This is a genomic window from Luteibacter sp. dw_328 (assembly GCF_018449605.1).
Lineage (GTDB): Bacteria > Pseudomonadota > Gammaproteobacteria > Xanthomonadales > Rhodanobacteraceae > Luteibacter.
Genome location: NZ_JAAVUW010000003.1, coordinates 1 through 23,831 on the forward strand (window position 1 = coordinate 1; position 23,831 = coordinate 23,831).

Consider the following 23,831-nt stretch of genomic DNA (forward strand, 5'->3'; position numbering starts at 1 on the left):
AAGGGCCGCCGTGCCGCAGGCGGCTTATGGGTGCAGGGGCACCGTCACGGTCGGTTCCGCGGCGCGCGGCTTCGCGGCACCCTCGCGATACGGCTGCAGCGATTCGAACTTGCGCTGGTACTCGTCGGTGATCTGCTTTGCATCTTCACCATTGGTGATGACACGCGGCGTGATCAACACGATCAGCTCCGTACGGTTGCGACTGCGCGTGGTGGAACCGAACAGGCGACCGAACACGGGAATGCGGTTGAGCCCCGGAATACCGGTATCCGTCGTGCCCTCGTCCTGCTTGATCAAACCGCCGAGCAGCACCGTCTGCCCGCTCTGCACCGCGACCTGCGTGGCCACTTCGCGCTGCTGGATCGGGAAATTACCGGTGGTGGTGTCCTTCTGGCCGGGAGCGCTCACCACCTGGTTGATGTTGAGATACACCAGGCCGCCCGGATTCACGCGCGGACGCACGTTGAGGATCACGCCGGTGTCCTTGTACTCGACCTGGCCGATTGTGTTGTCCGTGTTCGCCCCAGTGTTGACGAAGGTCTGGGTGATCGGAATCTGGTCGCCGACCTGGATGTGCGCCTTCTGGTTGTTCAGCACCACGAGCGAGGGCGCGGACAAGGTCTTCGTATTGCCGCTGGTTTCCATTGCCTTCAGGGCAACGGAGATGTTGTTGTTGACGAACGAGTAGAAGAAGCTGTCCGTGCTTGGGTTGTACGTGGCGCCACCGCTTCCCAACGCCCACTGCTGTTTGTTACCCGGCTGCGTCGGCTGCCCGTTGGTCGTGCCCACCAGTCCTTCCAGATACCACTGCACACCGAACTGGAAGTTGCCGGTGAGCGCGACTTCGAGGATGCGCGTTTCAATCTGCACCTGAAGCGGCACGGCATCGAGGCGCTTGATCGCCTGCTCGATCTCCGCCCACTGCGCCGGGCGACAACGCACCATCAACTGGTTGTTCGAATCCACCGAGGTGATGCGCACGCCTTCGTCGGTCGTGATGCCACCGCTGTGTGAGCGATGCGAGTTGTCGTCGTCACCGAAACCACTGCCGGCAAAGCCGCTCTGCGAGCCGCCGCTCGACGAACCGCTGCTTCCGAATCCGGCCGAGGAGCCGTTGATGCCGTTACCGCTGGTGGTGTTGAGGTAGCCACCGGACGACGAGGACGACGACGAGCCGCTGCCGAACGTGCCCGAGCCGCTGCCAAAGCCCGAGCCGGAGCCCCCGCGACTGGAATCACTGTCGCCACCGAGGGTGCCCGAGCTCAGGCCCGGGCCCACCTTCCCGCCGCGATCGCCGGAGCGGCCACCGCTGGAGCCGCCACCGTAGATGTCGGAAAGGTAATCGGCCAGATCCGACGCCTGCACGTTGCGCACGTCGTAGACGTAGAGCTGGGCTTCATTGCCGCCGCCGTGGTCGATGCGATCGATCCAGCTGCGCACTTCGTCCAGATAGGCCGGCTGCGGGCTGATCACCACCAGCGAATTGGTCCGCTCGATGGGGATGAAGCGCAACAGGCCGGCCATCGGCGTGTTGCCCTTATCACCGAACAGCTTGTCGAGCATGGGCGTGAGGTCCTTGACCTCCGCGCGCTGCAGGCTGAACACGCCCACGGACATACCGCGCAGCCAGTCCACGTCGAAGGTGGCCACGGTGCGCTGGTAGTTCTCCAGTTCGCTCGGCGTGCCGGCCATCACGATCACGTTGCGCGTGGGATCGGCGAGCAGCACCGCGTCGGCACGTGCGAACGGCTTGATCAGCTTCTGCATCTCCGTGGCGGAAATGAAGTGCAGCGGGAACAGGCGCGCCTGCAGGCCGCCAGCGGGCGCATTGGCGCCGATGCTCGGCACGAGGTTGCCGGCGACGGCGTCCTTGGCGGGCATCACCACGTAGCGGCCGTTGCTGTGCACGAGCGCATTGCCCGTCCACGACAGCAGGGTCTCGAGGATCGGCAGGGCCTGCTCGGCCGTGACCGGCTGCGAGGTCGAGAAGGACACGTTGCCCTGCACGCCCGGCACGATCGAATAATTTTCATGCAGCAGGTCGCCGAGGATGGCTTTCACCACCGACTCGACCGGCTGGTTCTCGAAATTGAAGGTCACCGTGCCCGCGCCTTCGGCGACCGGCGTCGGTTTGGCCAGGCCCACGGCCTTGACGAATTCGCCCGTGCCCGTGGTGACTTCCGGCGGCGCCACGCCCGGCGTGGACGGATTGGTGCTGGCGATCGGCACCGACCGCGGTGCGGGTTTCTCGGTGCCGGCCATGGCCTCGCGCTGCAGTGCCCCGTCGTCGCGCGGCTGAGGCAGGGTCGAGCATCCGGCCAGCGCTACCGCGAGCGCCACGGCGCCGGTCAGCTTACGTCTCTGCGTCAAACAACGTACTCCCTCGTTGGTCGCGAGAGAGCCGCCTCACAGGGGGCGGCTCTCTCGATTTCGCCAACTCTAAAGGGAGGGTCCCTCTCAGCGCTAGTTCTTGCGTCTCAAGCCGCGACGCAGGTCCACCTACAGGGCGGCTGCTGCTCCTTGCAGGAGCCGATTCATCGGCGATAACCAGGTCGCGACAACCTGCCCCGCTGCCGCGGGATCGCCGATGAATCGGCTCCTACACAGGGGGCGGCAGTGGGCTACTCCGCCGCCCATTCCGCGTGGAAGCTGCCCTTTTCGTCCACCCGCTCGAAGGTATGGGCGCCGAAATAGTCGCGCTGGGCCTGGATGAGGTTGGCCGGCAACGTCTCGGACCGATAGCTGTCGTAGTAGGCAATGGCCGCGCTAAAGCCCGGCACCGGCACACCGACCCGCACGGCTTCGGCGACCACTTCGCGCAACGCCGCCTGATAGTTCTGCACGATATCGCGGAAGTAAGCGTCGAGAAGCAGGTTTTTCACGTCGCCACCGTTCTTGTAGGCATCGGTGATCTTCTGCAGGAAGCGCGCACGGATGATGCAGCCGGCGCGGAAGATCTTCGCGATGGCGCCGTAATCCAGCTTCCATTCGTTCTCCTCCGAGGCAGCGCGCAGCTGGGCAAAACCCTGGGCATAGGAGATGAGCTTGCTCATATAGAGGGCGCGACGCACCGATTCCTTGAAAGCCGAGCGATCACCCGAGAACTTCTCCGCCTTCGGCCCCGCCAGCACCTTGCTAGCCGCGACGCGCTCCTCTTTCAGGGACGACAGGCCGCGGGCGAACACCGACTCTGTAATGAGCGTGAGCGGAACGCCCAGGTCGAGCGCGCTCTGACTGGTCCACTTACCGGTGCCCTTCTGCGCAGCGCGGTCGAGGATCACGTCGATGAGCATCTTGTCGCTCTTGTCGTCCTTCTTGGTAAAGATCTTCGAGGTGATCTCGATCAGGAAGCTGTCCAGCTCGCCTTCGTTCCATTCACTGTAGACGTCGGCCAGCTCCTGGTTGTCCAGGCCGAGCACGTGTTTGAGCACGGCGTAGCTCTCGGCGATGAGCTGCATGTCGCCGTATTCGATGCCGTTGTGCACCATTTTCACGTAATGTCCGGCCCCGCCCGGACCGATATAAGTGACGCAGGGCTCGCCGTCCGGCGCCTTGGCGGCGATCTCGGTGAGGATCGGGGCGACCAGGTCGTAGGCGTCGCGCGGGCCGCCGGGCATGATCGACGGACCCTTCAGCGCACCTTCCTCGCCACCGGACACGCCGGTGCCGATGAAGTGCAAGCCGTCCTTTGCCAGTTCCTCACCACGGCGCACCGTGTCCTTGTAGTAGGTGTTACCGCCGTCGATGAGAATGTCGCCCTTATCCAGCAAGGGGCGCAGCTGTTCGATCACCGCGTCGGTCCCCTTGCCGGCCTGCACCATAAGCAGGATGCGGCGCGGTTTCTCAAGCGAGTCGACGAATTCTTCCAGCGAGTACGTCGGCACGAGTTGCTTGTCCTTGCTCTCGGACATCACCTCGTCGGTCTTTTCCTTACTTCGATTGAAGATGGAAACGGCGTGTCCACGGCTTTCGATATTCCAGGCCAGGTTGCGACCCATCACGGCCATGCCGATCACGCCAATCTTCTGCTTGCTCACGAGAACCTCCAGGTATGTTGCCCAGCACCATGGACCAGCGTGAACCTCCGGCGTACCACGGAACGTGATGGCGCTCGGCTATGATGGCGGGCGAACCGGCGGCGGGACCGCCCGGATGGACTCGACAACGCATGAACCAGGTGAAGTCGCACTCGCGCGACAAACGTGTCGCCAGCGCCCGTGAGGCTCTGGCCGGCCTCGTGGCCGACGGACAGATCATCGCCGTGGGCGGCTTCGGCCTCTGCGGTATTCCGGAGCTTCTCATCGAGGCCCTTCGCGATTCCGGGGTCACGGGCCTGACCGCCGTGTCGAACAATGCCGGTATCGACGGCGTCGGCCTCGGCCTGCTGCTGGCCACCCGCCAGATCCGCAAGATGGTTTCCTCCTATGTGGGTGAGAACAAGGAGTTCGAGCGCCAGTTCCTCGCCGGTGAGCTCGAGGTCGAGTTCACCCCGCAGGGCACGCTTGCCGAGAAGCTGCGCGCCGGCGGCGCGGGCATCCCCGCCTTCTTCACCCGCACCGGTTACGGCACCCAGGTGGCCGAGGGCAAGGAAACCCGCGACTTCGACGGCAACATGTACGTGATGGAGCGATCCATCGTCGCCGACGTGGCGCTGGTAAAAGCCTGGAAGGCCGATCCCTCGGGCAACCTCGTCTACCGCAAGACCGCGCGCAACTTCAATCCGATGGCTGCCACGGCGGGCAAGGTCTGCATCGCCGAGGTCGAGATCATGGTGGAAGTGGGCGAGCTGGATCCGGACCAGGTCCATACGCCGGGCATCTACGTCGATCGCATCGTGCATAACCCCGCGCCGTCCAAGCGCATCGAACAGCGCACCGTGCGCGCACAGGGAGCCTGACCATGGCCTGGAATCGTGATCAGATGGCGCAGCGCGCCGCCCTGGAACTGAGCAACGGCGATTACGTGAACCTGGGCATCGGTTTACCGACGCTGGTCGCCAACTTCCTGCCAGACGGCGTGGACGTGTGGCTGCAGTCCGAAAACGGCCTGCTCGGTATCGGGCCCTTCCCGACCGAAGAGGAAGTGGACGCCGACCTCATCAACGCCGGCAAGCAGACCGTCACCGCCCGGCCCGGCGCGTCGTACTTTTCGAGCGCCGACTCCTTCGCGATGATTCGCGGCGGTCACATCGACATCTCGATCCTCGGCGCTATGCAGGTCACCGGCGAAGGCGACATCGCCAACTGGATGGTGCCCGGCAAGATGGTCAAGGGCATGGGCGGCGCGATGGACCTGGTCGCCGGCGTGAAGCGCGTGGTCGTGGTCATGGAACACACCGCGAAAGACGGCACGCCGAAGATCCTCACCGAATGCACCCTGCCGCTCACCGGCAAAGGCGTGGTCGACCGCATCATCACCGACCTGGCCGTGTTCGACGTCACGCCGGACGGCCTCGCGTTGATCGAGCTGGCTCCCGGCGTCGACGAAGGTCACGTCCGCGCCAGCACCGAGTGCGCCTTCACTTCGAAGCTCTGACTTTGCGGCTCTTGCCTTGTGTGGGAGCCGATTTATCGGCGATTGGGTGCTGGCGACAACGCCGCACCCCGGCCCGCTGCGGCGTGATCGCCGATGAATCGGCTCCCACAATTTTGCCGGCCCAGAAATAAAGTCGCCCCGCAGAGGACGCCTCGGTATGGGCCTCGGGGGGGGAGGTAGGCCAGATACCGGTGTTTAGCGTCGATGCGGGGCGAGGGACCTACCGACCCAGGGGGAGGGTTGATTGGTAGGTCGACGAGGATCATAGATTTCCTAGGAAATTCTCGCCAATATATCTTTCACCGCTCACTTAGACGAAAATCGACTATGTTCGATCTGCGCCAGCTGCGCTACTTCGTGGAAGTGGCGGAAACCCTCAGTTTCACCCAGGCCGCCCAGCGCCTGCATATCTCGCAGCCACCGCTGTCGCAGCAGATTCTCGCCCTGGAGGCGGATCTCGGCGTACGCCTGTTCGACCGCAACCGGCGCCGCGTGGCGCTGACCGAGCCGGGACGACTCTTCCTGCTCGAAGCCAAGGCGATCCTGGCGCGGGCGGAGAGCGCGCGAACCGTGGTGACCGAAGCGGCCGCCGGGTTCACCGGCCAGCTGAGGCTGGCCTATGCCGTCTCCGTATCATTTCACCGCGCGCTCCCGGAAACCTTGCTGCGCTTCACACAAGCGGCACCCGGCGTCAGCCTGCATCTGGGTGAGATGCTCACGGGCGCCCAGTACGACGCCATTCTCAGCGGACAGATCGACGTGGGCCTGCTTCGGGCCCACCCGGAGGGCGTGGCCAACGCCCGCCAGCTGAACGTCGAGGTGATCGATCACGAGCCGCTGGTTATCGCCCTGCCCACAGGCCATCGGCTCGCCAACCGCGAGTCGCTACGCATGGAGGAGCTCGCGCATGAGCGCTTCGTGGCCCCGCCTCGCGCCCATGCGGCGACCCTGATCGACAGGCTGATGCTGCTGGCGAATAAGGCGAAATTCCGCCCCAACGTTCGCCAGGAAGCGCAGCAGATCCCTTCCCTGCTGCCACTGGTGGCCGCCGGACTGGGCCTGGCACTCGTGCCGGGCTCGCTACGCGCCGTCCACTTGGACGGCGTGGCCTTCGTGCCGGTGGACGATCCGGAAGCTTACCTGTTGCTTGCTGTAGCCAGTCGCGTGGACAATACGTCTCCCGTGCTCGATAGCTTCCTTCGCACGGTGCGCGAGGCCCGTACCGCACTGGGCCTCGCCTGAAAGGTCAATCTTTCCCGGCGCTTGCGTAACGCAGACCGGATCGCTACAATTCCGTTTTTCCTTGTCCTTAAAGTTTCAGGAGCTAGCCGTGAAGGTGCTTTCCTCTTTGAAGTCCGCGAAGTCGCGTCACCGTGACTGCAAAGTCGTTCGCCGTCGCGGCAAAGTGTTCGTGATCTGCAAGAGCAACCCCCGTTTCAAGGCTCGTCAGCGCTAATCTTTAGCTGCGACGGGTAAAAAGAAGGCCGCGAAAGCGGCCTTTTTTTATGCCTGATAGTGTGGGAGCCGCTTCAGCGGCGATAGCCAGGTGGCGGTAACCCTCATCGCCGGCATAGCCGACTCCCACACTACCCACGCGCCTCGGTCAGGTAGGGCGAATCCGGAATATCACCGGTATCGCCCATGAAGACGCAATTGCGCCCTGCCCGCTTCGCCCGATAAAGCGCCGCGTCGGCAACCACAAGCAGCCGGTGCAACTCGAAGCCACATTGCAATGTGGATGAAACACCGAAGCTCGCGGTCACCGCCAGCTCGGGACGCGTCGGCGTAGAGGCTGTCGCCGAGATGGATAAGCGAAGCTGTTCGGCGCGTGCGCGTGCCTGTGCCGGACTGCAATCGGGCAACAGGACCGCGAACTCCTCACCACCCAGACGACCGAACACATCGCAGGCGTGCAAGGCACGATGGCAGACATCGACCGCACGCTTAAGCACTTCGTCGCCCACGGCATGACCGTAGGTATCGTTGACGTTCTTGAAGTGATCCAGATCGAACAGGATCAGGCAGAGCCCACGGTCGGAACGCGCACCATAGGCAAGCACGCGATCGGCCTGCTCGACGAAGTGTTCCCGATTGCAGATACCTGTCAGGCCGTCACGACGCGCCAGCTTCATGAAACGCATCTGTGAGCGGCGCAGCCACAACACCAACCAGACGATGGCGGCAAGGCTGGCAGCGAGAATGACGATATAAAGACGACCGGTTTCGACGTCCTTGCGATCGAGCGCGCCATTCAGACGCAGGATTTCATTCTGCTTGTTGAGTGACTCGACTTCGGCCTTTCGTGCCAGCAGCTGCTGGTCGACGATCTGGAAGGCCAGACTGCGGGCACTCACGTCGTTGAGGTAAGCCTTATCCGCCGCCATGTACAGCACGTGGTAGGCCAGTGCCGCCGCTGCATTGCCCGCCTGCTCCTCGACCTGAAAGAGCACCTCGTAACCGGTGCGCCGCGGGTCTGTGAACTCACCGTGGACGGATCCGGCGATGGCGGAAAGACCGTACCGCCGTGCATTCGGCAAGTCACCCAGCCTGAAGTACGCCTGCGCAAGCGTCGCATCGAACTCGGCCAACAGCGCGGGATAGTTCAGGGTACGAAGCCCGTCGCGATGGGCAACAAGAAGTTTTACCGCTTCGTCCGGATGTCCATTGGCTACCTGGAACGCGGCGATATTGACCCGCATCCCGTCGGCGAAAATTTCCTCGCCTGCGCCGACGCATGCTTCGAGGGTCTTTTCATAGATTGGATCCAGCACATGAAGACGATTTCCTTCGCGTCGAGCGCGAAGAAGATGTTCGCCTCCTTTGCAAATCGTCTCACCGGGTGGCGGGTCATCAATCATCTGCTGCGCATAGGCCTCGGCCTGGTCGTACTGACCCGCCGAACTGAGCATCTGCGAGGCTTCGCCAAGTGCCTGGAACCGGGCATTGCGATCACGGATGGACGGCAGCATTTCCTGCAACTGACTCAGGCGAAGGAACGCCTGCTCGTAACGGTGACCGATCCCGAGCAGATTCACGAGCGTCGCGGTCGCGCGAGCGCGCATCACGTTACTACTTGCGGTATCCGCAACCTCGTCGAGCGCCGCCTTGCCCGTCTCGTAATCGCCAACCCACGTTGCGCGCCATCCACGCAGGAAAGTCAGCAGCGATTGCTGGTCCTTGGCCAGCCGCGCGCTTTGGGGGATGACCTCATCGAGAAGTCGGGAAAACTGAGCAAAATCGACAGTCTTGATTGCGTCCGCACGCGCCAGCTTCGCATCCAGATCGGCGATGTCCACAGAGGCTGCTGGCGCCGGAGCGCCAGCAGCTTGCGACGCCGCATGCACGCTGGCCGTCGCACATGCGACAACCAGCATGGCCGAGATGAACCCAAAGCGGACGCCCGCTTTCATACCGTCAGTGCCTGGAGCCGGGAGCCGATGACTTCGGCAGGCGATGCTGGAGCGATTGCTCGCCCTCCTCATCGTTCTCATCACCCTCTTCGTCTTCAGGCTCTTCCTCTTCACGGAGGGGATCGCCCATCTGCGTGGCAAAGAAAATACCCTGGCCCAGCACTGTGCGAAGCGCCTCGGGATCGCGGGAGATCATCGCTTCGCCCAGAGCACCGTCCATGCCGGATTCATTCGCGACAAGCGCGGCTAGCGCATCGTCGGATGCGTCGCGTAGCGACGCGTCTTTTCCAAGACGCGCCAAGAACTCGATTACATTCCCCATCCTACTCATCCCTTGAGCACAGAGGACCAACCCCTGGCCCGAACTGGCGAATCCTCCCCTTGAGGCCGCCCCCTGCGGATCATAGCCCTAAGGGTGGCTGGGTTGAAGTAGGCCAGTCGGCCGGTGCAACGCCCCGGTCAGCTCACGTCGGAAGCCATAGCCTGAAAGGGCGCCATGAGGGATGCGGAAACCGGAGGCATCAACGCTGCCGGATCAGGGCGTCCTGGAAATCCGTGGGCATCTGACCTACCTGATACACCGGTACCTCCGCCGCGTGGCCGTGAAGCACGCGCTCCACGGCACGGGTGTCACCGGAGGCAACCGACTCACGGAACACGACATCCAGCCCCTCGGCATCCATGGCCTGAAGCAGCGCATCGCGTCCGCCGTAACGCAGGCTGGCGTCACTTCCAACTTTCCCGAGAAACTCGATCAACTGCGACATTCACTCTCTCCTGTCATGGGCCAAGGGTTAAGCCCCTCGGAACGCATCAGCGATTCCAGGCGGCTGCGGATTTCGTCATCGGGGATGCATCGCACTTGCGGGATCCGTTGAAGTAGGCCAATCGTTGGGTGCAGCGCCCCGGTCAGCTCACGTCGGAGGGCGCAGCCCGAAAGGGCGCCACCAGGGATGCAGAAATCGGAGCCATCAACGCTACCGAAAATGCTGGCATCAACGCTGCCGAAAATGGTGGCATGAGGGCCACAAAGTATGCGGATTGCTGAACAATCTGCGCCCTGACCCCTTCAGCGTCACCGGCGGATACACAGGAGCGCATCTCGCCATCAAGGCCCATGGCATCCATGGCGGCGCACAGGCTTTCACCACTACCGAAGCGAAGGCTGGAATCAGCGCCTACGCGGGTCAGGAACTCGATCATCTGAGACATTGGAACTCTCCTCAAAATGGAACATTGGCAAGAATCACGCCACGTCGGCGTGGCGCAACGCGTCGAGCCTCTCCCGGACCGTCGGATCCAACACAAGGGCCTTCGCCGGCGGAATGGCAACTGTTTCCGATGTGCTGACGACGGTGTCGACCAGTTGATCGAGCCGCACCCGTCGGATGGATGGCCGTTCGATAGGCAACGTCGGCACCTTGTACACAATGACCTCATGATCCCCAGGGTAGTGGCGCATGAGCACATCCACGAGCACCTGACGATAAGCGGGCCCCGTTCCCAGCTTCCCCAGCGTCAGGTCTCCCACCAGACCAACCTGCCACAGGAACAACCACGCAGACGGGTCGACGACTCGCTTGTAGACGATGAACTGTGTCGCCTCGAAATGCTGACACCCAAAGGTACCCGGATCGATGCCCAGGTCGGCGTAGAGACAATCTTCCGAGGACACCCCCGGTTCCATGCGCGCTTCGTAACCTTCCGCGCGGGCCAGCTCAATCGACTGGTGCGGCGCGAGAGCAAAAATTCCAGGGTGCCCGTAGAACACGCCACATACGCGCTTTCCTGCGCGCACCTCGACAAGGATGGCTTCGACCATTTCCCCATAAGTGTCGTGCCGGGATTTCCCTGCGGCATAGTAAGGTTGCAGGCTTCGCACGTCCGGGTGCATCTCGCGCAACCAGAGCTCGACAATCGCGTCGGACACCCCAGCGAAAACGACGTCCGCATGATCGATCTCGCTTTGCGCGATCGGTGTGATGTGCGACCCAAGGGTCATCCCCACGCCGACGCAGACCAGCCGTCCCCGTGTGGCTATCGCGCTCGCACTCATGCCCTACTCCCCCGACAGACAAGAACGTCTTATAGCAGAGCCGCCGCTTTGTGCAAGGCGATCCAAACGCCGATCAGGAACGGAATGCCCACCGCCAGCCAGGCCACGATACCGATGGCTCCGAACGGCCCGCGCGCCGCGGCGGCCAGGCTGGCATCCGAGGCCTGCACCTCGTGCTGCAGCGCCCGTTCGCGCTTCAGCTCTTCCTCGGTCATGTGGTGCTTCGGGTCCACCGGGCGAACCAGCAGGTTGCAGATCAGGCCGATCAGCAGAAGACCCGCGAGAATGTACAGGGTGCGGTCGTAGACGAGATTCTTGGCCACGCCGGCGCCGAGCTGCGCTTCACGAATACCTGCGATCAAGACGGGGCCGATCACGCCGGCTACCGACCATGCGGTGAGCAGGCGGCCGTGGATGGCGCCGACCATCTGCGTGCCGAACATATCTGCCAGGTAGGCCGGCACCGTGGCGAAACCGCCGCCGTACATCGACAGGATCACGCAGACCGTGATGACAAATGCCGCCGCCATGCCCAGGTGACCGAGCGTCGGCAGGAGGCAATACAGAATGATGCCGAGGATAAAGAAAACGCAGTAAGTAAACCGCCGGCCAAGAAAATCCGACGCCGACGCCCAGGCAAGGCGGCCCACCGAATTGAACAGGCTGATGAGGCCCACCAGGCCCGCGGCGGCGGTAGCGATGGCGCTCTTCTGCGCGGCGGTGAGTGCCGTACCCGGATCGACACCAAGCAGACCCGCACCGAACACGTCCTGCAACATCGGACTTGCCATGGACAACACGCCGATGCCAGCGGTCACGTTCATGCACAGCACGCCCCAGATGAGCCAGAACTGCGGCGTCTTCCAGGCGCGGCTAAGGTGCACGTGGCCATGGCTGATCATGGGCCTTTTGGACACGTCCGCCGTGGCTAGCTGATAGCCCACCGGCTTCCAGCCGTTCGGTGTGACCCGGAAGCCGAACGCCCCCAGCGACATCACCACGAAGTAAACCAGACCCATGACGATCAGCGTGGTCGACACCCCCGGGACATCGCCGCTCTTGAAGACGTCCATGAGCTTGACGGCAATCGGCGCGCCGATCATCGCGCCGCCGCCATAACCCATGATGGCGAAGCCCGTGGCCAGGCCTCGACGGTCGGGAAACCATTTGATCAGCGTCGACACCGGCGTGATGTAACCAAGCCCCTGCCCCACGCCGCCCAGCAACCCGCAGCCGAGGTAGACCAGCCAGAGCTGGTGGAGAGAGACGCCGATGCCGCCCAGCACCAGGCCGCCGCCCCAGCAGCACGCGGCGATGAAGCCGGCCTTGCGCGGCCCCGCGTGCTCGAGCCAGCCACCCCAGATCGCCGCGGCGAGGCCGAGCATGGCGATGAAGGTTTCGAAGATATGGTTGACCGAGGGGACGGTCCAGTTGCAGGTCGTGGTCGTGAGCTGGTCGAGGAAGCCCTGGCTCGCGCAGACCGTGGCATCGGCGCCGGTCACCAGGTTGCTCATCGGCAGCCAGAACACCGAGAACCCGTAGGCCATGCCGATACATAGATGAATGGCGAGGGCCGCAGGTGGCACCAGCCAGCGATTGAAACCCGGACCCGCGATCGTACGTTCCCGGGCCAGCAAGCCGGCCGTCTCGTTTCCTGCCATGCGTTTGTTCCCCTGCCTGTGAGTGGTACTTCCCCGGATCGCATCTTAGGCAGGTTTTGGGCTGGCGCCACCCTACGATGGTCTTAGTCGCTCCCTTCGCCGCCACTCGCCCGGCGGCGCGTCGAACGCGCGGCGGAAGCGCCGCGTGAAGTGGGCCTGGTCGGAGAGGCCGCAGCGCACGGCAATGTCACATAGCGCATCGTCGGTGGCGAGCATGAGCTCGCAGGCGCGCTCCAGGCGACGCATCAACACATAGGCGTGAGGCGTACTGCCGAAGCTCGCCTTGAAGGCGCGGAAGAAATAGGACTCGCTGTAACCGATCGCCGAAGCCAGTTCGGCGATGGCGAGGCGACGTCCGAGATGCGTGTCGATGAAGCGTTGCAGGCGCTCGTGCGCCCAGGGGGGAAGACGACTTTCGTTCATTGCTCTAGGGAGACGATGCATTCGATGCCCTGGCGGGCCATCTTTGCGTAGGGACAGATACGCTCGGTGTCGCGGACCAGCTCCTCGGCGGCCGCGCGGCCGACACCGGGAAGCGCGATGCGAACACCGGCGACGAGGGTGAACAAGCCATCCATGGGATCACGGCCGAAGGTCACCGATGCCGTGACCCGGGCGTCGGGAATCGACATACCGGCACGGGTGGCAAGCAGACTCAACGCACCGTGGAAGCACGCGGCAAAACCGGCCGCGAACAATTCTTCGGGATTGGTGCCGCCACCCGGACCACCCAGTTGCGCAGGCATGCGAAGCTCGATATCGAGCGTGCCGTCGCGCGAGCGCGCCACGCCCGATGCACGGCCATGCGCTGCCTCCCCGCCCGAAACACTCACCACGGCGGTGTACAGCGGCGCAAAGTCCGCGCCTGTATAGCGGTCGAGGAACGAAACGGGCGGGCGCGTCGGTTTCATCGGTTCGTACGCGTCACGGTCAGGCCGCCGCTCCAGACCGCGCTGCCTCGGCCTGGTTGAACCAGGTCGCGAAGCCGATCTTGCCAAGCGTCGCACCCGGGCCCGGCACCAGCGAGTTCTCCTGCAGCACCGTGCCGAAATACAACGCCTTCGGATCCGGAATCACATGGCGCGGATCCTTTGTCGCCGCGAGGTAACGCTGAACCAGATCGGCCATGCGGATCTTGTCCGGGCCACCGATCTCGATGATACCGTTGACGGGCGCACCCACCGTCGCCGTGGTCATCGCATCGGCAACATCGTCGGAGGCGATTGGCTGCATATATCCCGTGGAAAGATGTACCGACTCACCCTTCGCGCTGGCCTGGACGATTCCCTTGAGGAATTCGAAGAACTGCGCTGACCGGACGATGGTGTACGGCACGCCCGAATCTTGGATCAGTTTCTCCTGAACGACCTTCGCGCGCAGGTAGCCGCTGTCCGGCAGTTCGTCGGTACCCACGATGGAGAGTGCGACGTGGTGCTGCACTCCCGCCTTCACTTCGGCCGCAGCGATATTGCGGCCCGACGTCCGGAAGAAATCGAGCACATCCTGGTCCGCGAACGACGGCGAGTTGCTCAGGTCGAGCACGGTGTCCACCCCCGTCATGGCCGCATCGAGCCCCTCACCTGTCATGGCGTTGACCCCTGATGACGGCGACGCCGGGATGACGTCATGGCCGAGGGTGCGCAGACGGGGAACGACCTTGCTACCGATGAGGCCCGAGCCGCCGATGACGAGAATTTTCATGGGGTATCTCCTGTTCGTACGAACATGGCGCCACGGTCCGGATTCGGCGTGGCGAGTATGGAAACAGTAGGCTGGCGCTGCGCCTCCCGGTAGAACCCCGGGGAGGACTACCGTGTTGCCTTTTGTGCACCAATCACCCGACGGCGGCCAGCAAGGCCACGACCGAGAGGCCACCGGCGCATTGCAGGTCCAGCGCGCGCACACGCGTGATCATGTAGTCGATGAAGACGCGAATACGCGATGGCAATTGTTGGCGGCTCAGATAGCAGATGTAGTGTCCGCGATCGTCAGGTGCGTACTGCGGAAGGCACGCCACCAGCTGTCCGGATCTCAGGTGCTCACACACCTGGTAGGCAGCCAGCTGCACAAGACCGCGGCCATCCAGAGCCGCATCCATCAGGAGGTCAGTGTCGTTGAAGGTGAGCATCGCCTTGGGAACCACTTTCTGCAGGCGACCTTCGACCTTGAATTCCCACTCGTGGATACGCCCCGAGGCGAGCCGGAAGTTGAGGCATTGATGCTCCGCGAGCTCGGCAATATCGCGCGGCAACCCGTGCGTCGCCGCATAGGCCGGCGATGCACAAACGACCATCTGCATGGGGATCAGTTGCCGTGCGATCACCTGGCTGTCTTCCATGCGCCCGTTGCGAAACGAGACATCGATCTGGTCCGTCGTGAAGTCGGCCGTGTGGTCGTCTAGCAACAGGTCCACCGCGATGTCCGGATACATATCGCGAAAGCCGTTCAACAGCGGCGCGACGACCTTACGGCCAAAGCCGACCGCCGAGCTGATGCGGAGCTGGCCTCGCGGCGGACCTTCGCGGAGCTCCTGCATGTCGGCCAGTGCCTGGGTGATGCGGTCGACACCGGGCTTGCAGTTCTCGAAGAAAATTTCTCCCTCACGCGTCAGCGCGTTGCTGCGCGTGGTCCGGATGAACAGCCGCGCGCCCACCTGTCCTTCCAGCTTCTGCACGCTTCGGCTGACTGCTGATCGGCCAATGCCGAGCCGGTCGGCGGCCTTGGCGAAACTACCCTCGTTCACCACGGCAATAAAAGCGATAACACCCGCGTAACTCGCGGAGAAGCTCGATGCCAGCGCGTCTGCATGTTCGGCGACGACGAGACCTGGCGGGTTGTTGATAGTCATGATTTGTCTCCGCGTACGTTGTGCTCGTGCCGGACGGACTGGATGTGGGAACGCGCTTGCTCCACGAGATCGCGGCAATGACGTGCGTCGCAACGCAGCAAGGCCGCGACGTCGTCCACGCGCATGTCGAACACCTCACTGAGGAGGAAGGCGACGCGCGCATCCAGAGGCAGTTGATCCAACAACACCAGCAGCCCGGTCCAGACCACGTCGGGTGAGTCTTTTAGTTCGTCCATACACAACAGACGCAGGCCGCACCGCTCTTGTGACAGTTTCCCGAGGGATTTTCTGTAGGAGCCGATTCATCGGCGATAACCAGGTCGCCGAAACGCCATTGGTGCCCCTCACGCAACACGGTGATCCCGCGCACGGATCTACCGGGACGGGAGGCGCATGCCTAACCTCTGCGCTATCCCATTCCCCATCGCTAACGAGGCAATGACATGCGCGTCGATTATCAAAAGCAGTCCCCGGAACTGTTCAAGAAGTTCCTCGACTTCACCATGGCGTTCGGCCACTCCTCGATCGAAGAGTCCATCCGCGAGCTCGTCGAGCTGCGCGTGTCCCAGATCAACGGCTGCGCATTTTGCGTGGACATGCACGTGAAGCGCGCGACGATCCATGGTGAGCGCGCGCTGCGCCTGCATCATGTCGCCATCTGGCGCGAGTCGAACCTGTTCGCGCCGCGTGAGCGCGCCTGCCTGGCATGGGCCGAAGTCCTGACGCAGATCCCGGCGCAGGGCGTGGCCGATGAGATCTATGAGCGCGTGCGTACGCAGCTGTCGGAGAAGGAAATCTCGGACCTGACATTCTCCGTCATGGCCATCAATGCGTGGAACCGCGTGAATGTGGCCTTCCACATCGAGCCGGGCATCTTCGACAAGGCGTACGGCCTCGAGAAGGCTAACCTTTCCTGAGTCCTGTATTCCGGGCGAGGCGCGTGCCGCCTCGCCTCCCACCCTGCGAGGAATCTCCGATGCGACACTTCAAGACGCTCGCCCTGCTCCTGGTATTGATCTGCGGCCAGGCTGCCGCCCACGACGCGGCGGCCCACGGCGACGCGACGGCGCCGCAGGCCAAGGTGACCGAGAACATGACCAAGGCCCTCCCCGACTTCCCGGGCAAGGAGATCCTGACCATCACGGTGGACTACCCGCCCGGCGCCGTGGACCCGGTCCATCGTCATGACGCGCATGCCGTCGTCTATGTGCTCGAAGGCTCGATCATCATGGGCGTGAAGGGCCAGAAGGAGCAGGTACTCAAGGCAGGCGACACCTTCTACGAAGGCCCGAACGACATCCACACCGTCGGCCGCAACGCCAGCAAGACCGAGCCGGCGAAGTTCGTGGTGTTCCTCCTGAAGAGCCAGAACGCGCCGGTGCTTATCCCCGTTCACTGAGGTGGTTCCGCCAAGGCGGCTGACATTCGACTGACGTACCCTGTCACAGAGACCCAGGGAGCAACGTCTTAGTCTCTATGAATGACGCAACCGCCACGTTCACCGCGCTACGCCCGCGCCTGCAAGGCATTGCTTATCGGATGCTCGGCTCGATCTCCGAGTCCGAAGATGTCGTGCAGGATGTGTGGATCAGCTGGAACGAAGCCAATCAGGCCTCGATCGACAACGCCGAGGCTTGGCTGGTGACCACCACCACCCGGCGCTCGATCGACCGCCTGCGGGCGGCGAAGGCGCGTCGGGAACACTACGCGGGCATCTGGTTGCCGGAGCCGGTCATGACGGAAGATTCTCGTTCGCCGGAATCCCTCCAGGAACTGGCCAGCGACGTGTCGATCGCTTTCCTCTTTCTGCTCGAACGCCTCACCCCCGAGGCCCGGGCCGCCTTCATCCTGCGCGAAGTCCTCGACTCGGACTACCCTGAAATCGCAAAGACCCTGGGAAAGACCGAAGCGGCCTGCCGGCAGCTCGTCCACCGCGCCAAGGACCAGGTTCGCGACGAGCGTCCTCGCCAGTCGGTGACGCCGGCCACCCATCGCGACCTGATGCACCGCTTTGCCAGCGCCCTCTCCGCGGGCGACTTCCCCGCAATACGCTCCATGCTCGCGGCCGATGCCGTGCTCATGGGCGACGGTGGCGGCAAGGTCAACAGCTTCCCGAAACCCATGGTCGGCGGCCAGCGCATCGCCCAACTCTTTTACGCGGCCAACCTTCGCTACAAGTACGGCCTGCGCCTGGAACTGGCGACCATCAACGGCGAGGCGTCGCTGCTGCGGTTCCTCAACGGTGCCCTGGAATCGGTGCAGACCTACGTCGTCGACGGCGAGCACATCACCCAGATCCTCATACAGCGCAATCCCGACAAGCTCGAGCGCATCCTGCAAGCCCTGCATTGACCCTCACCCCGCTCGGTAGGAGCCGATTTATCGGCGATGGGTGGTGCGACACGGTTAGGGATCGCCGATGAATCGGCTTCTACAGAAAGCAAAAAGCCCCTCGCAGAGGGGCTTTTCTCGTCAGCATGCAGCCAGCGATCAGCTGTAGCGGACTTTCTCGATCGAGTAGGTCTTCACGCCATTAGGAGCGGTGAAATCGAACTCATCGCCTTCGCTCTTGCCGATAAGGGCGCGAGCGATCGGCGAGGACACCGCGATCAGACCCTTCTTGATGTCGGCCTCGACGTCGCCGACGATCTGGTAGGTCACGGCGGTATCGGTATCGACGTCGATCAGGTCGACGATGGCGCCGAAGACGATGCGCGTACCGACAGTCAGGCGTTCGGTGTCGATGATCTCGGAGTTCGACAACGCCGCTTCCAGCTCAGCGATACGCCCCTCGTTGAAACCGTGTTCCTCGCGGGCAGCGTGGTACTCGGCGTTCTCCTTGAGGTCACCATGCGCACGCGCCTCCGCCACCGCGGCGATGATCGCCTGGCGCTTCGGGCCCTTCATGTGCTCCAGTTCGAGGCGCAGACGATCGGCGCCCTTCTGGGTCATGGGAGGACGGCTGCTCATGCGTTCAGCTCCTTATGCAGTTCCTGCAGGCTGTTCACTTCGCCATTGGCATGGAAGTCGAGCGAATGCACGAGGGCACGCGCGCCTGCGACCGTCGTGGAATACGTGACGCGCTGCTGCAGCGCTTCGCGGCGGATCGAGAAGGAATCCGAGATGGCCTGCTTGCCTTCCGTGGTGTTGACGATATAGACCACTTCGCCGTTCTTGATCAGGTCGACGATATGCGGGCGGCCTTCGAGCACCTTGTTGATGCGCTCGCACGCCACGCCGTTGTCCTGCAGGAACTTCGCCGTACCCGAGGTGGCGACGACCACGTAGCCACGCTCGACGACATCCCTGGCGATCGGCAGCAGGCGGTCCTTGTCGGCATCGCGCACGGATACGAACACCTTGCCCTTCGGCGGTGCCTTGATGCCAGCGGCCTCGTGGCCGCGCGCGAACGCGGCGCCGAACGTACGGCCCACGCCCATCACTTCACCCGTGGATTTCATCTCGGGGCCAAGGATCGGGTCGACGTTCTGGAACTTCAGGAAGGGGAAGATCGCTTCCTTCACCGAGTAGTACGACGGGATGATCTCCTTGGTCGTGCCCTGCTCGATCAGCGTGCGACCGGCCATGGCGCGCGCGGCGATCTTCGCCAGCGACATGCCGGTGGCCTTGCAGACGAAGGGCACCGTGCGCGAAGCGCGCGGGTTCACCTCGAGGATGAACACGTCGTCGCCCTGGATGGCGAACTGCGTGTTCATCAGGCCGACGACCTTCAGCTCACGCGCCAGCAGGGTCACCTGGCGGCGCATTTCGTCCTGCACTTCCTGCGACAGCGAGTACGGGGGCAGCGAGCACGAGGAGTCGCCCGAATGCACGCCTGCTTCCTCGATGTGCTCCATGATGCCGCCAACCAGCACGTTGCCGTCGGCGTCCGCGACGATGTCCACGTCCACTTCCACGGCATGGTCGAGGAAGCGATCGAGCAGCACCGGGGAGTCGTTGGAAACCTGCACGGCATCGCGGATGTAGCGCGAGAGGTCGGCGTCGGCGTAGACGATTTCCATGGCGCGGCCACCGAGCACGTAGCTCGGGCGGACCACCAGCGGGTAGCCGATCTCGCGGGCCAGGGCCAGCGCTTCGTCGGCGTTGCGCGCGGTGCGGTTCGGCGGCTGCTTGAGGTTGAGCTTGGTGATCAGGTGCTGGAAGCGCTCACGGTCTTCGGCCAGGTCGATCGACTCGGCGTTGGTACCGATCACCGGCACGCCAGCCGCTTCGAGCGCACGCGCCAGCTTCAGCGGGGTCTGGCCACCGTACTGCACGATGACGCCCTTCGGCTTCTCGAGGTCGACGATCTCGAGCACGTCTTCAAGGGTCAGCGACTCGAAGTACAGGCGGTCGGAGGTGTCGTAATCGGTCGAGACGGTTTCCGGATTGCAGTTGACCATGATGGTTTCGTAGCCATCCTCGCGCAGGGCGAGCGCTGCATGCACGCAGCAGTAGTCGAACTCGATGCCCTGGCCGATGCGGTTCGGACCACCGCCGAGCACCATGATCTTGTCACGGTTGGTCGGGTTCGCTTCGCACTCCTCCTCGTACGTGGAGTACATGTACGCGGTGGTGGTGGCGAACTCCGCGGCGCAGGAGTCGACGCGCTTGTACACCGGGCGGACGCCCAGCGTGTGACGCAGATGACGCAGTGCGTTCTCGTCCGTGCCGACCAGCTCGGCCATGCGTGCATCGGAGAAGCCCATGCGCTTGAGCTCGCGGATGCGCTCGGCGTTGAGCGCCGTGAGACCCTGGCGCTGCATCTCGCCTTCGGTGATGACGATGTCTTCGAACGCGGCGAGGAACCAGGGATCGATGCGCGTGAGGTCGTGCACTTCTTCCAGCGACAGGCCAGCGCGGAAGGCATCGGCGACGTGGAACACGCGATCCGGACGCGGCTCGCGCAGTTCGCGCTTGAGCGTCAGGAAGCCTTCCTCGCTGCCGATGTCCAGGCCGGTCGGGTTGAGGCCGGTCTTACCGATTTCCAGGCCGCGCAGGGCTTTCTGCAGCGACTCGTGGAAGGTGCGACCCATCGCCATGACTTCGCCCACCGACTTCATCTGGGTGGTGAGGCGTGCGTCGGCGGCCGGGAACTTCTCGAAGGCGAAGCGCGGGATCTTGGTGACGACGTAGTCGATGGACGGCTCGAACGACGCCGGCGTGAGACCACCGGTGATGTCGTTGCGCAGTTCGTCCAGCGTGTAGCCGACGGCGAGCTTGGCGGCGACCTTGGCGATCGGGAAGCCGGTGGCCTTGGAGGCCAGCGCCGAGGAACGCGACACGCGCGGGTTCATCTCGATGACGACCACGCGGCCGTCTTCGGCATTGATGCCGAACTGCACGTTGGAGCCGCCGGTGTCGACGCCGATCTTGCGCAATACCGCGATGGAAGCGTTACGCAGGCGCTGGTATTCCTTGTCGGTGAGCGTCTGCGCCGGCGCGACCGTGATCGAGTCGCCGGTGTGCACGCCCATCGGATCGAAGTTCTCGATCGAGCACACGATGATGCAGTTGTCCGCCTTGTCGCGGACCACTTCCATCTCGAATTCCTTCCAGCCCAGCACCGACTCTTCGACCAGCACTTCGTGCACGGGCGAGAGCTCGAGGCCGCGGCCGACGATCTCGATGAATTCTTCCTTGTTATAGGCAATGCCGCCGCCCGAACCGCCGAGCGTGAAGCTCGGACGGATGATGGTCGGGAAGCCGACAGTGGTCTGGATTTCCAGCGCCTGCTCCATCGAGCGTGCGACTTCCGCCTTCGGGCAGTCCAGGCCGATGTCGGCCATGGCGTGGCGGAACAGGTTGCGGTCTTCGGCCATGCGGATGGCTTCGCGCGACGCGCCGATCAGCTCGACGTTGTACTTCTCGAGCACGCCGTTGTCGGCAAGGTCGAGCGCGCAGTTGAGGCCGGTCTGGCCGCCCATCGTCGGCAGCACCGCGTCCGGGCGCTCCTTGGCGATGATGCGTTCGACCGTCTGCCAGTTGATCGGCTCGATGTAGACGGCATGCGCCGTGTCCGGGTCGGTCATGATCGTCGCCGGGTTCGAATTGACCAGGACGACGCGGTAACCCTCTTCCTTCAGCGCCTTGCAGGCCTGCGCGCCGGAGTAATCGAACTCGCAGGCCTGGCCGATGACGATCGGGCCGGCACCGATGACGAGGATGGTCTTGATGTCTGTGCGCTTGGGCATGGTTTCTCTCGCGAATCGAAGCGGATGGTTGAGTGAGGGGGCTAGCTGCGCGTCAGGACGCGCGCTTGGCCTTGTGCTCTTCCATCGAGGCGATGAACGTGTCGAACAGGTAGCCGACGTCTTCGGGACCCGGGCTGGCTTCCGGATGGCCCTGGAAGCAGAAGGCCGGCCGATCCGTCAGCGCGAAGCCCTGCAGGGAACCGTCGAACAGCGAGGTATGCGTCACGCGGACGTTCGCCGGAAGCGTCTCCGCGTCCACCGCGAAGCCGTGGTTCTGCGAGCTGATCAGCACGCGGCCGGTGTCGAGGTCCTTCACCGGATGGTTCGCTCCGTGGTGGCCGAACTTCATCTTCAGCGTCTTCGCGCCGATGGCCAGCGCGAGGATCTGGTGACCCAGGCAGATGCCGAACAACGGAATCTTCGTTTCGAGGATCTGCTTCGTCGCTTCGATCGCGTAGTCGCAGGCTGCCGGGTCGCCCGGGCCGTTGGCGAGGAAGATGCCGTCCGGGTTCATGGCGAGCACTTCCGAGGCCGGCGTCTGCGCAGGCACCACGGTTATGTCGACGCCGCGGTGGGCGAGCAGGCGCAGGATGTTCTGCTTCACGCCGTAGTCGTAGGCCACCACGCGGAATTTCTTCGGTGCGTTGAAGAAGGCCTGCTTGTCGAGGTCGTACGTGCCCTCGCTCCACTGGTAGGTCTTCGTGGTGCTGACCACCTTGGCCAGATCCATGCCGTTGAGGCCCGGGAAGGCCTTCGCCTTGGCCACGGCGGCGTCCACGTCGATGGCGTCACCGGCGACGAGGCAGCCGTTCAGCGCGCCCTTCTCCCGAAGGATGCGCGTGAGGCGGCGCGTGTCGATACCGGCGATGGCCACGACGTTGTGGCGCGCGAGGTAGTGCGGCAGCGGCTCGGTGCTACGCCAGTTACTGGCCAGGCGCGGCACATCGCGCACGATCAGGCCCGCCGCGTGAACGCGGTCGGCCTCGACGTCGACGTCGTTGGTGCCGGTGTTGCCAATATGGGGGTACGTCAGGGTGACGAGCTGGCGGGAGTAGGACGGGTCGGTCAGGATTTCCTGATAACCGGTCATGGCGGTGTTGAACACCACCTCGCCAATCGTTTCGCCTCGTGCACCGACCGAGTGGCCGTGAAAAACGCTGCCGTCTTCGAGAGCAAGCAGAGCAGGAGTACGCATGGGATGGGCCGCCTTCAGGTGCAGCAAAGCCCGCAAGCCTGCTTTAAGCGGCTCGTGGGCCTTGGGGATAAGGGATCATTGGGCGGGTATGAATGATAGGTGTGAAGGCGCGTTTTGTCCATCGGAAAACCGTGAACGGCCTCGTAGGAAAATATCGCTGGCAACCCTGCCTGACACGATACAATGATGCCCGAGGTACTTAGCCGAGATCCGCCCGCATGCTGCTCGACCCCGCCCGACTGGAGCGTCCCGACACCGACATCCGGCATGAGCCGTTTTCGTTCATGATCGCGCACGGTCAGTTACCGGACGAATCGCGCAACGATCTCGACCGCGACTTCCCCCAATACACCAGCGCCGGGTTCTTCCCGTACGACGCCAGCGACTGCGGTCCGTCCGTGAACGAGCTGGTCGCGCAGATGACGTCGCGGGCGTTTTCCTCGGCCATCGGGCGCCATCTGGGCATTCCGGGCCTGGAGGACTACCCCACCCTGGTCACCCTGTGCCGGCTACTCAACAAGCGCCACGGCACCATCCACACCGACAGCAAGTCCAAGATCGCCACCGCGCTGATCTACCTCAACCCGATGTGGCCGGACACCAGTGACGGCTGCCTGCGCTTCCTGGCCTCCATCGACAATATCGACAACACCGTGGCGCCGGAGCTCAAGCCGCTTTATGGCGAGTTTGCCGTGTTCCGTCGCTCGGAGAATTCCTTCCACGGCCACCTGCCTTATGAAGGCGAGCGCCGGGTCATCCAGGTCGCCTGGCTGACCTCCGAGGAGGAAAAAACCCGCAAGACCAAGCGAGGCAAGTTCTCCCGAGTGTTCAAGAAGATCTTCGGCAAGCTGGACCGCCAGCACGGCGCCGGCCGCGACCGCAGCGCCTCCCACCCGGACTGACCGACCGAGCCCCTGTGGGAGCCGCCCCTG

At 63.6% G+C, this 23,831-nt stretch carries 24 protein-coding genes; 8 read left to right on the top strand and 16 right to left on the bottom strand.

Annotation, left to right across the window (positions count from 1 at the left end; genetic code table 11):
* Window positions 1–24 precede the first annotated feature (24 nt).
* Both gspD and gndA read right to left on the bottom strand, forming a co-directional pair.
* Window positions 25–2,370 carry a type II secretion system secretin GspD gene (gspD, locus tag HB634_RS07650; protein WP_255548444.1) on the bottom strand — a complete coding sequence of 782 codons (2,346 nt, stop codon included), beginning with the start codon at window positions 2,368–2,370 and terminating at the stop codon, window positions 25–27.
* A gap of 251 nt (window positions 2,371–2,621) precedes the next feature.
* Window positions 2,622–4,037 (bottom strand): NADP-dependent phosphogluconate dehydrogenase, encoded by a 1,416-nt coding sequence (gndA, locus tag HB634_RS07655; protein WP_063572469.1) that lies wholly within the window; start codon window positions 4,035–4,037, stop codon window positions 2,622–2,624.
* Window positions 4,038–4,168: 131 nt separating this feature from the next.
* Between gndA and HB634_RS07660 the strand changes: the two genes are divergently transcribed.
* The 4 genes from HB634_RS07660 to ykgO all read left to right on the top strand — a co-directional run bounded on the left by HB634_RS07660 (window position 4,169) and on the right by ykgO (window position 6,991).
* Window positions 4,169–4,897 carry a CoA transferase subunit A gene (locus HB634_RS07660; RefSeq protein ID WP_063572470.1) on the top strand — a complete coding sequence of 243 codons (729 nt, stop codon included), beginning with the start codon at window positions 4,169–4,171 and terminating at the stop codon, window positions 4,895–4,897.
* Between the two features lie 2 nt (window positions 4,898–4,899).
* Window positions 4,900–5,535: a CoA transferase subunit B gene (locus tag HB634_RS07665; protein ID WP_063572471.1), complete on the top strand. Its 636-nt coding sequence runs from the start codon at window positions 4,900–4,902 to the stop codon at window positions 5,533–5,535.
* Window positions 5,536–5,862: 327 nt separating this feature from the next.
* A complete protein-coding gene (locus HB634_RS07670; RefSeq protein WP_213948187.1) occupies window positions 5,863–6,777 on the top strand; it encodes a LysR substrate-binding domain-containing protein in 915 nt (304 codons plus the stop codon).
* A gap of 88 nt (window positions 6,778–6,865) precedes the next feature.
* Complete coding sequence (ykgO, locus tag HB634_RS07675; protein WP_029213509.1) at window positions 6,866–6,991, top strand: type B 50S ribosomal protein L36; 126 nt, start codon at window positions 6,866–6,868, stop codon at window positions 6,989–6,991.
* 130 nt (window positions 6,992–7,121) lie between these two features.
* Here ykgO and HB634_RS07680 read toward each other — a convergent pair whose 3' ends face one another.
* The 11 genes from HB634_RS07680 to HB634_RS07730 form a co-directional block, all read right to left on the bottom strand.
* Window positions 7,122–8,945 (bottom strand): GGDEF domain-containing protein, encoded by a 1,824-nt coding sequence (locus tag HB634_RS07680; protein ID WP_197478451.1) that lies wholly within the window; start codon window positions 8,943–8,945, stop codon window positions 7,122–7,124.
* Window positions 8,946–8,949: 4 nt separating this feature from the next.
* Window positions 8,950–9,165, bottom strand: coding sequence for a hypothetical protein (locus HB634_RS07685; RefSeq protein WP_213948188.1), 216 nt, complete (start codon window positions 9,163–9,165; stop codon window positions 8,950–8,952).
* 301 nt (window positions 9,166–9,466) lie between these two features.
* A complete protein-coding gene (locus tag HB634_RS07690) occupies window positions 9,467–9,712 on the bottom strand; it encodes a hypothetical protein (RefSeq protein WP_063573500.1) in 246 nt (81 codons plus the stop codon).
* A gap of 142 nt (window positions 9,713–9,854) precedes the next feature.
* The gene (locus HB634_RS07695) at window positions 9,855–10,157 is read right to left on the bottom strand and encodes a hypothetical protein (RefSeq protein ID WP_213948189.1); all 303 of its coding nucleotides are present in this window, start codon (window positions 10,155–10,157) and stop codon (window positions 9,855–9,857) included.
* Between the two features lie 34 nt (window positions 10,158–10,191).
* Window positions 10,192–11,001: an SAM-dependent methyltransferase gene (locus HB634_RS07700; protein ID WP_063573933.1), complete on the bottom strand. Its 810-nt coding sequence runs from the start codon at window positions 10,999–11,001 to the stop codon at window positions 10,192–10,194.
* Window positions 11,002–11,030: 29 nt separating this feature from the next.
* Window positions 11,031–12,662 carry an OFA family MFS transporter gene (locus HB634_RS07705; protein ID WP_213948190.1) on the bottom strand — a complete coding sequence of 544 codons (1,632 nt, stop codon included), beginning with the start codon at window positions 12,660–12,662 and terminating at the stop codon, window positions 11,031–11,033.
* Window positions 12,663–12,734: 72 nt separating this feature from the next.
* Entirely contained in the window at window positions 12,735–13,085 is a 351-nt protein-coding gene (locus HB634_RS07710; RefSeq protein ID WP_063570739.1) for an AraC family transcriptional regulator, read from the bottom strand.
* On the bottom strand, window positions 13,082–13,573 hold the full coding sequence (locus HB634_RS07715) for an Ohr family peroxiredoxin (protein ID WP_213948191.1): 492 nt from the start codon (window positions 13,571–13,573) through the stop codon (window positions 13,082–13,084). The genes HB634_RS07710 and HB634_RS07715 overlap by 4 nt, the downstream gene beginning before the upstream one ends.
* 19 nt (window positions 13,574–13,592) lie before the next feature.
* The gene (locus HB634_RS07720) at window positions 13,593–14,363 is read right to left on the bottom strand and encodes an SDR family oxidoreductase (RefSeq protein ID WP_213948192.1); all 771 of its coding nucleotides are present in this window, start codon (window positions 14,361–14,363) and stop codon (window positions 13,593–13,595) included.
* A 133-nt stretch (window positions 14,364–14,496) separates the two neighbouring features.
* Window positions 14,497–15,510 (bottom strand): LysR family transcriptional regulator, encoded by a 1,014-nt coding sequence (locus HB634_RS07725; RefSeq protein ID WP_213948193.1) that lies wholly within the window; start codon window positions 15,508–15,510, stop codon window positions 14,497–14,499.
* Complete coding sequence (locus tag HB634_RS07730) at window positions 15,507–15,746, bottom strand: sigma factor-like helix-turn-helix DNA-binding protein (RefSeq protein WP_213948194.1); 240 nt, start codon at window positions 15,744–15,746, stop codon at window positions 15,507–15,509. Before HB634_RS07730 ends, HB634_RS07725 begins: the two co-directional genes overlap by 4 nt.
* Window positions 15,747–15,953: 207 nt before the next feature.
* Here HB634_RS07730 and HB634_RS07735 point away from each other — a divergent pair, with 207 nt between their 5' ends.
* From HB634_RS07735 to HB634_RS07745, 3 genes are all read left to right on the top strand, one after another.
* On the top strand, window positions 15,954–16,427 hold the full coding sequence (locus HB634_RS07735; protein WP_063570735.1) for a carboxymuconolactone decarboxylase family protein: 474 nt from the start codon (window positions 15,954–15,956) through the stop codon (window positions 16,425–16,427).
* A gap of 59 nt (window positions 16,428–16,486) precedes the next feature.
* The gene (locus tag HB634_RS07740; RefSeq protein WP_213948195.1) at window positions 16,487–16,909 is read left to right on the top strand and encodes a cupin domain-containing protein; all 423 of its coding nucleotides are present in this window, start codon (window positions 16,487–16,489) and stop codon (window positions 16,907–16,909) included.
* Window positions 16,910–16,986: 77 nt separating this feature from the next.
* Window positions 16,987–17,862, top strand: a complete 876-nt coding sequence (locus HB634_RS07745; protein ID WP_213948196.1) for an RNA polymerase sigma-70 factor — start codon at window positions 16,987–16,989, stop codon at window positions 17,860–17,862.
* A gap of 138 nt (window positions 17,863–18,000) precedes the next feature.
* Here HB634_RS07745 and greA read toward each other — a convergent pair whose 3' ends face one another.
* The 3 genes from greA to carA are packed head-to-tail and all read right to left on the bottom strand — an operon-like array spanning window position 18,001 to window position 22,899.
* Window positions 18,001–18,480: a transcription elongation factor GreA gene (gene greA, locus HB634_RS07750; protein WP_213948197.1), complete on the bottom strand. Its 480-nt coding sequence runs from the start codon at window positions 18,478–18,480 to the stop codon at window positions 18,001–18,003.
* Window positions 18,477–21,704, bottom strand: coding sequence for a carbamoyl-phosphate synthase large subunit (gene carB, locus HB634_RS07755; protein ID WP_213948198.1), 3,228 nt, complete (start codon window positions 21,702–21,704; stop codon window positions 18,477–18,479). The genes greA and carB overlap by 4 nt, the downstream gene beginning before the upstream one ends.
* 52 nt (window positions 21,705–21,756) lie before the next feature.
* On the bottom strand, window positions 21,757–22,899 hold the full coding sequence (gene carA, locus HB634_RS07760; RefSeq protein ID WP_063570741.1) for a glutamine-hydrolyzing carbamoyl-phosphate synthase small subunit: 1,143 nt from the start codon (window positions 22,897–22,899) through the stop codon (window positions 21,757–21,759).
* Window positions 22,900–23,117: 218 nt separating this feature from the next.
* Between carA and HB634_RS07765 the strand changes: the two genes are divergently transcribed.
* Window positions 23,118–23,801 carry a 2OG-Fe(II) oxygenase gene (locus HB634_RS07765; protein WP_213948199.1) on the top strand — a complete coding sequence of 228 codons (684 nt, stop codon included), beginning with the start codon at window positions 23,118–23,120 and terminating at the stop codon, window positions 23,799–23,801.
* Window positions 23,802–23,831: the final 30 nt, after the last annotated feature.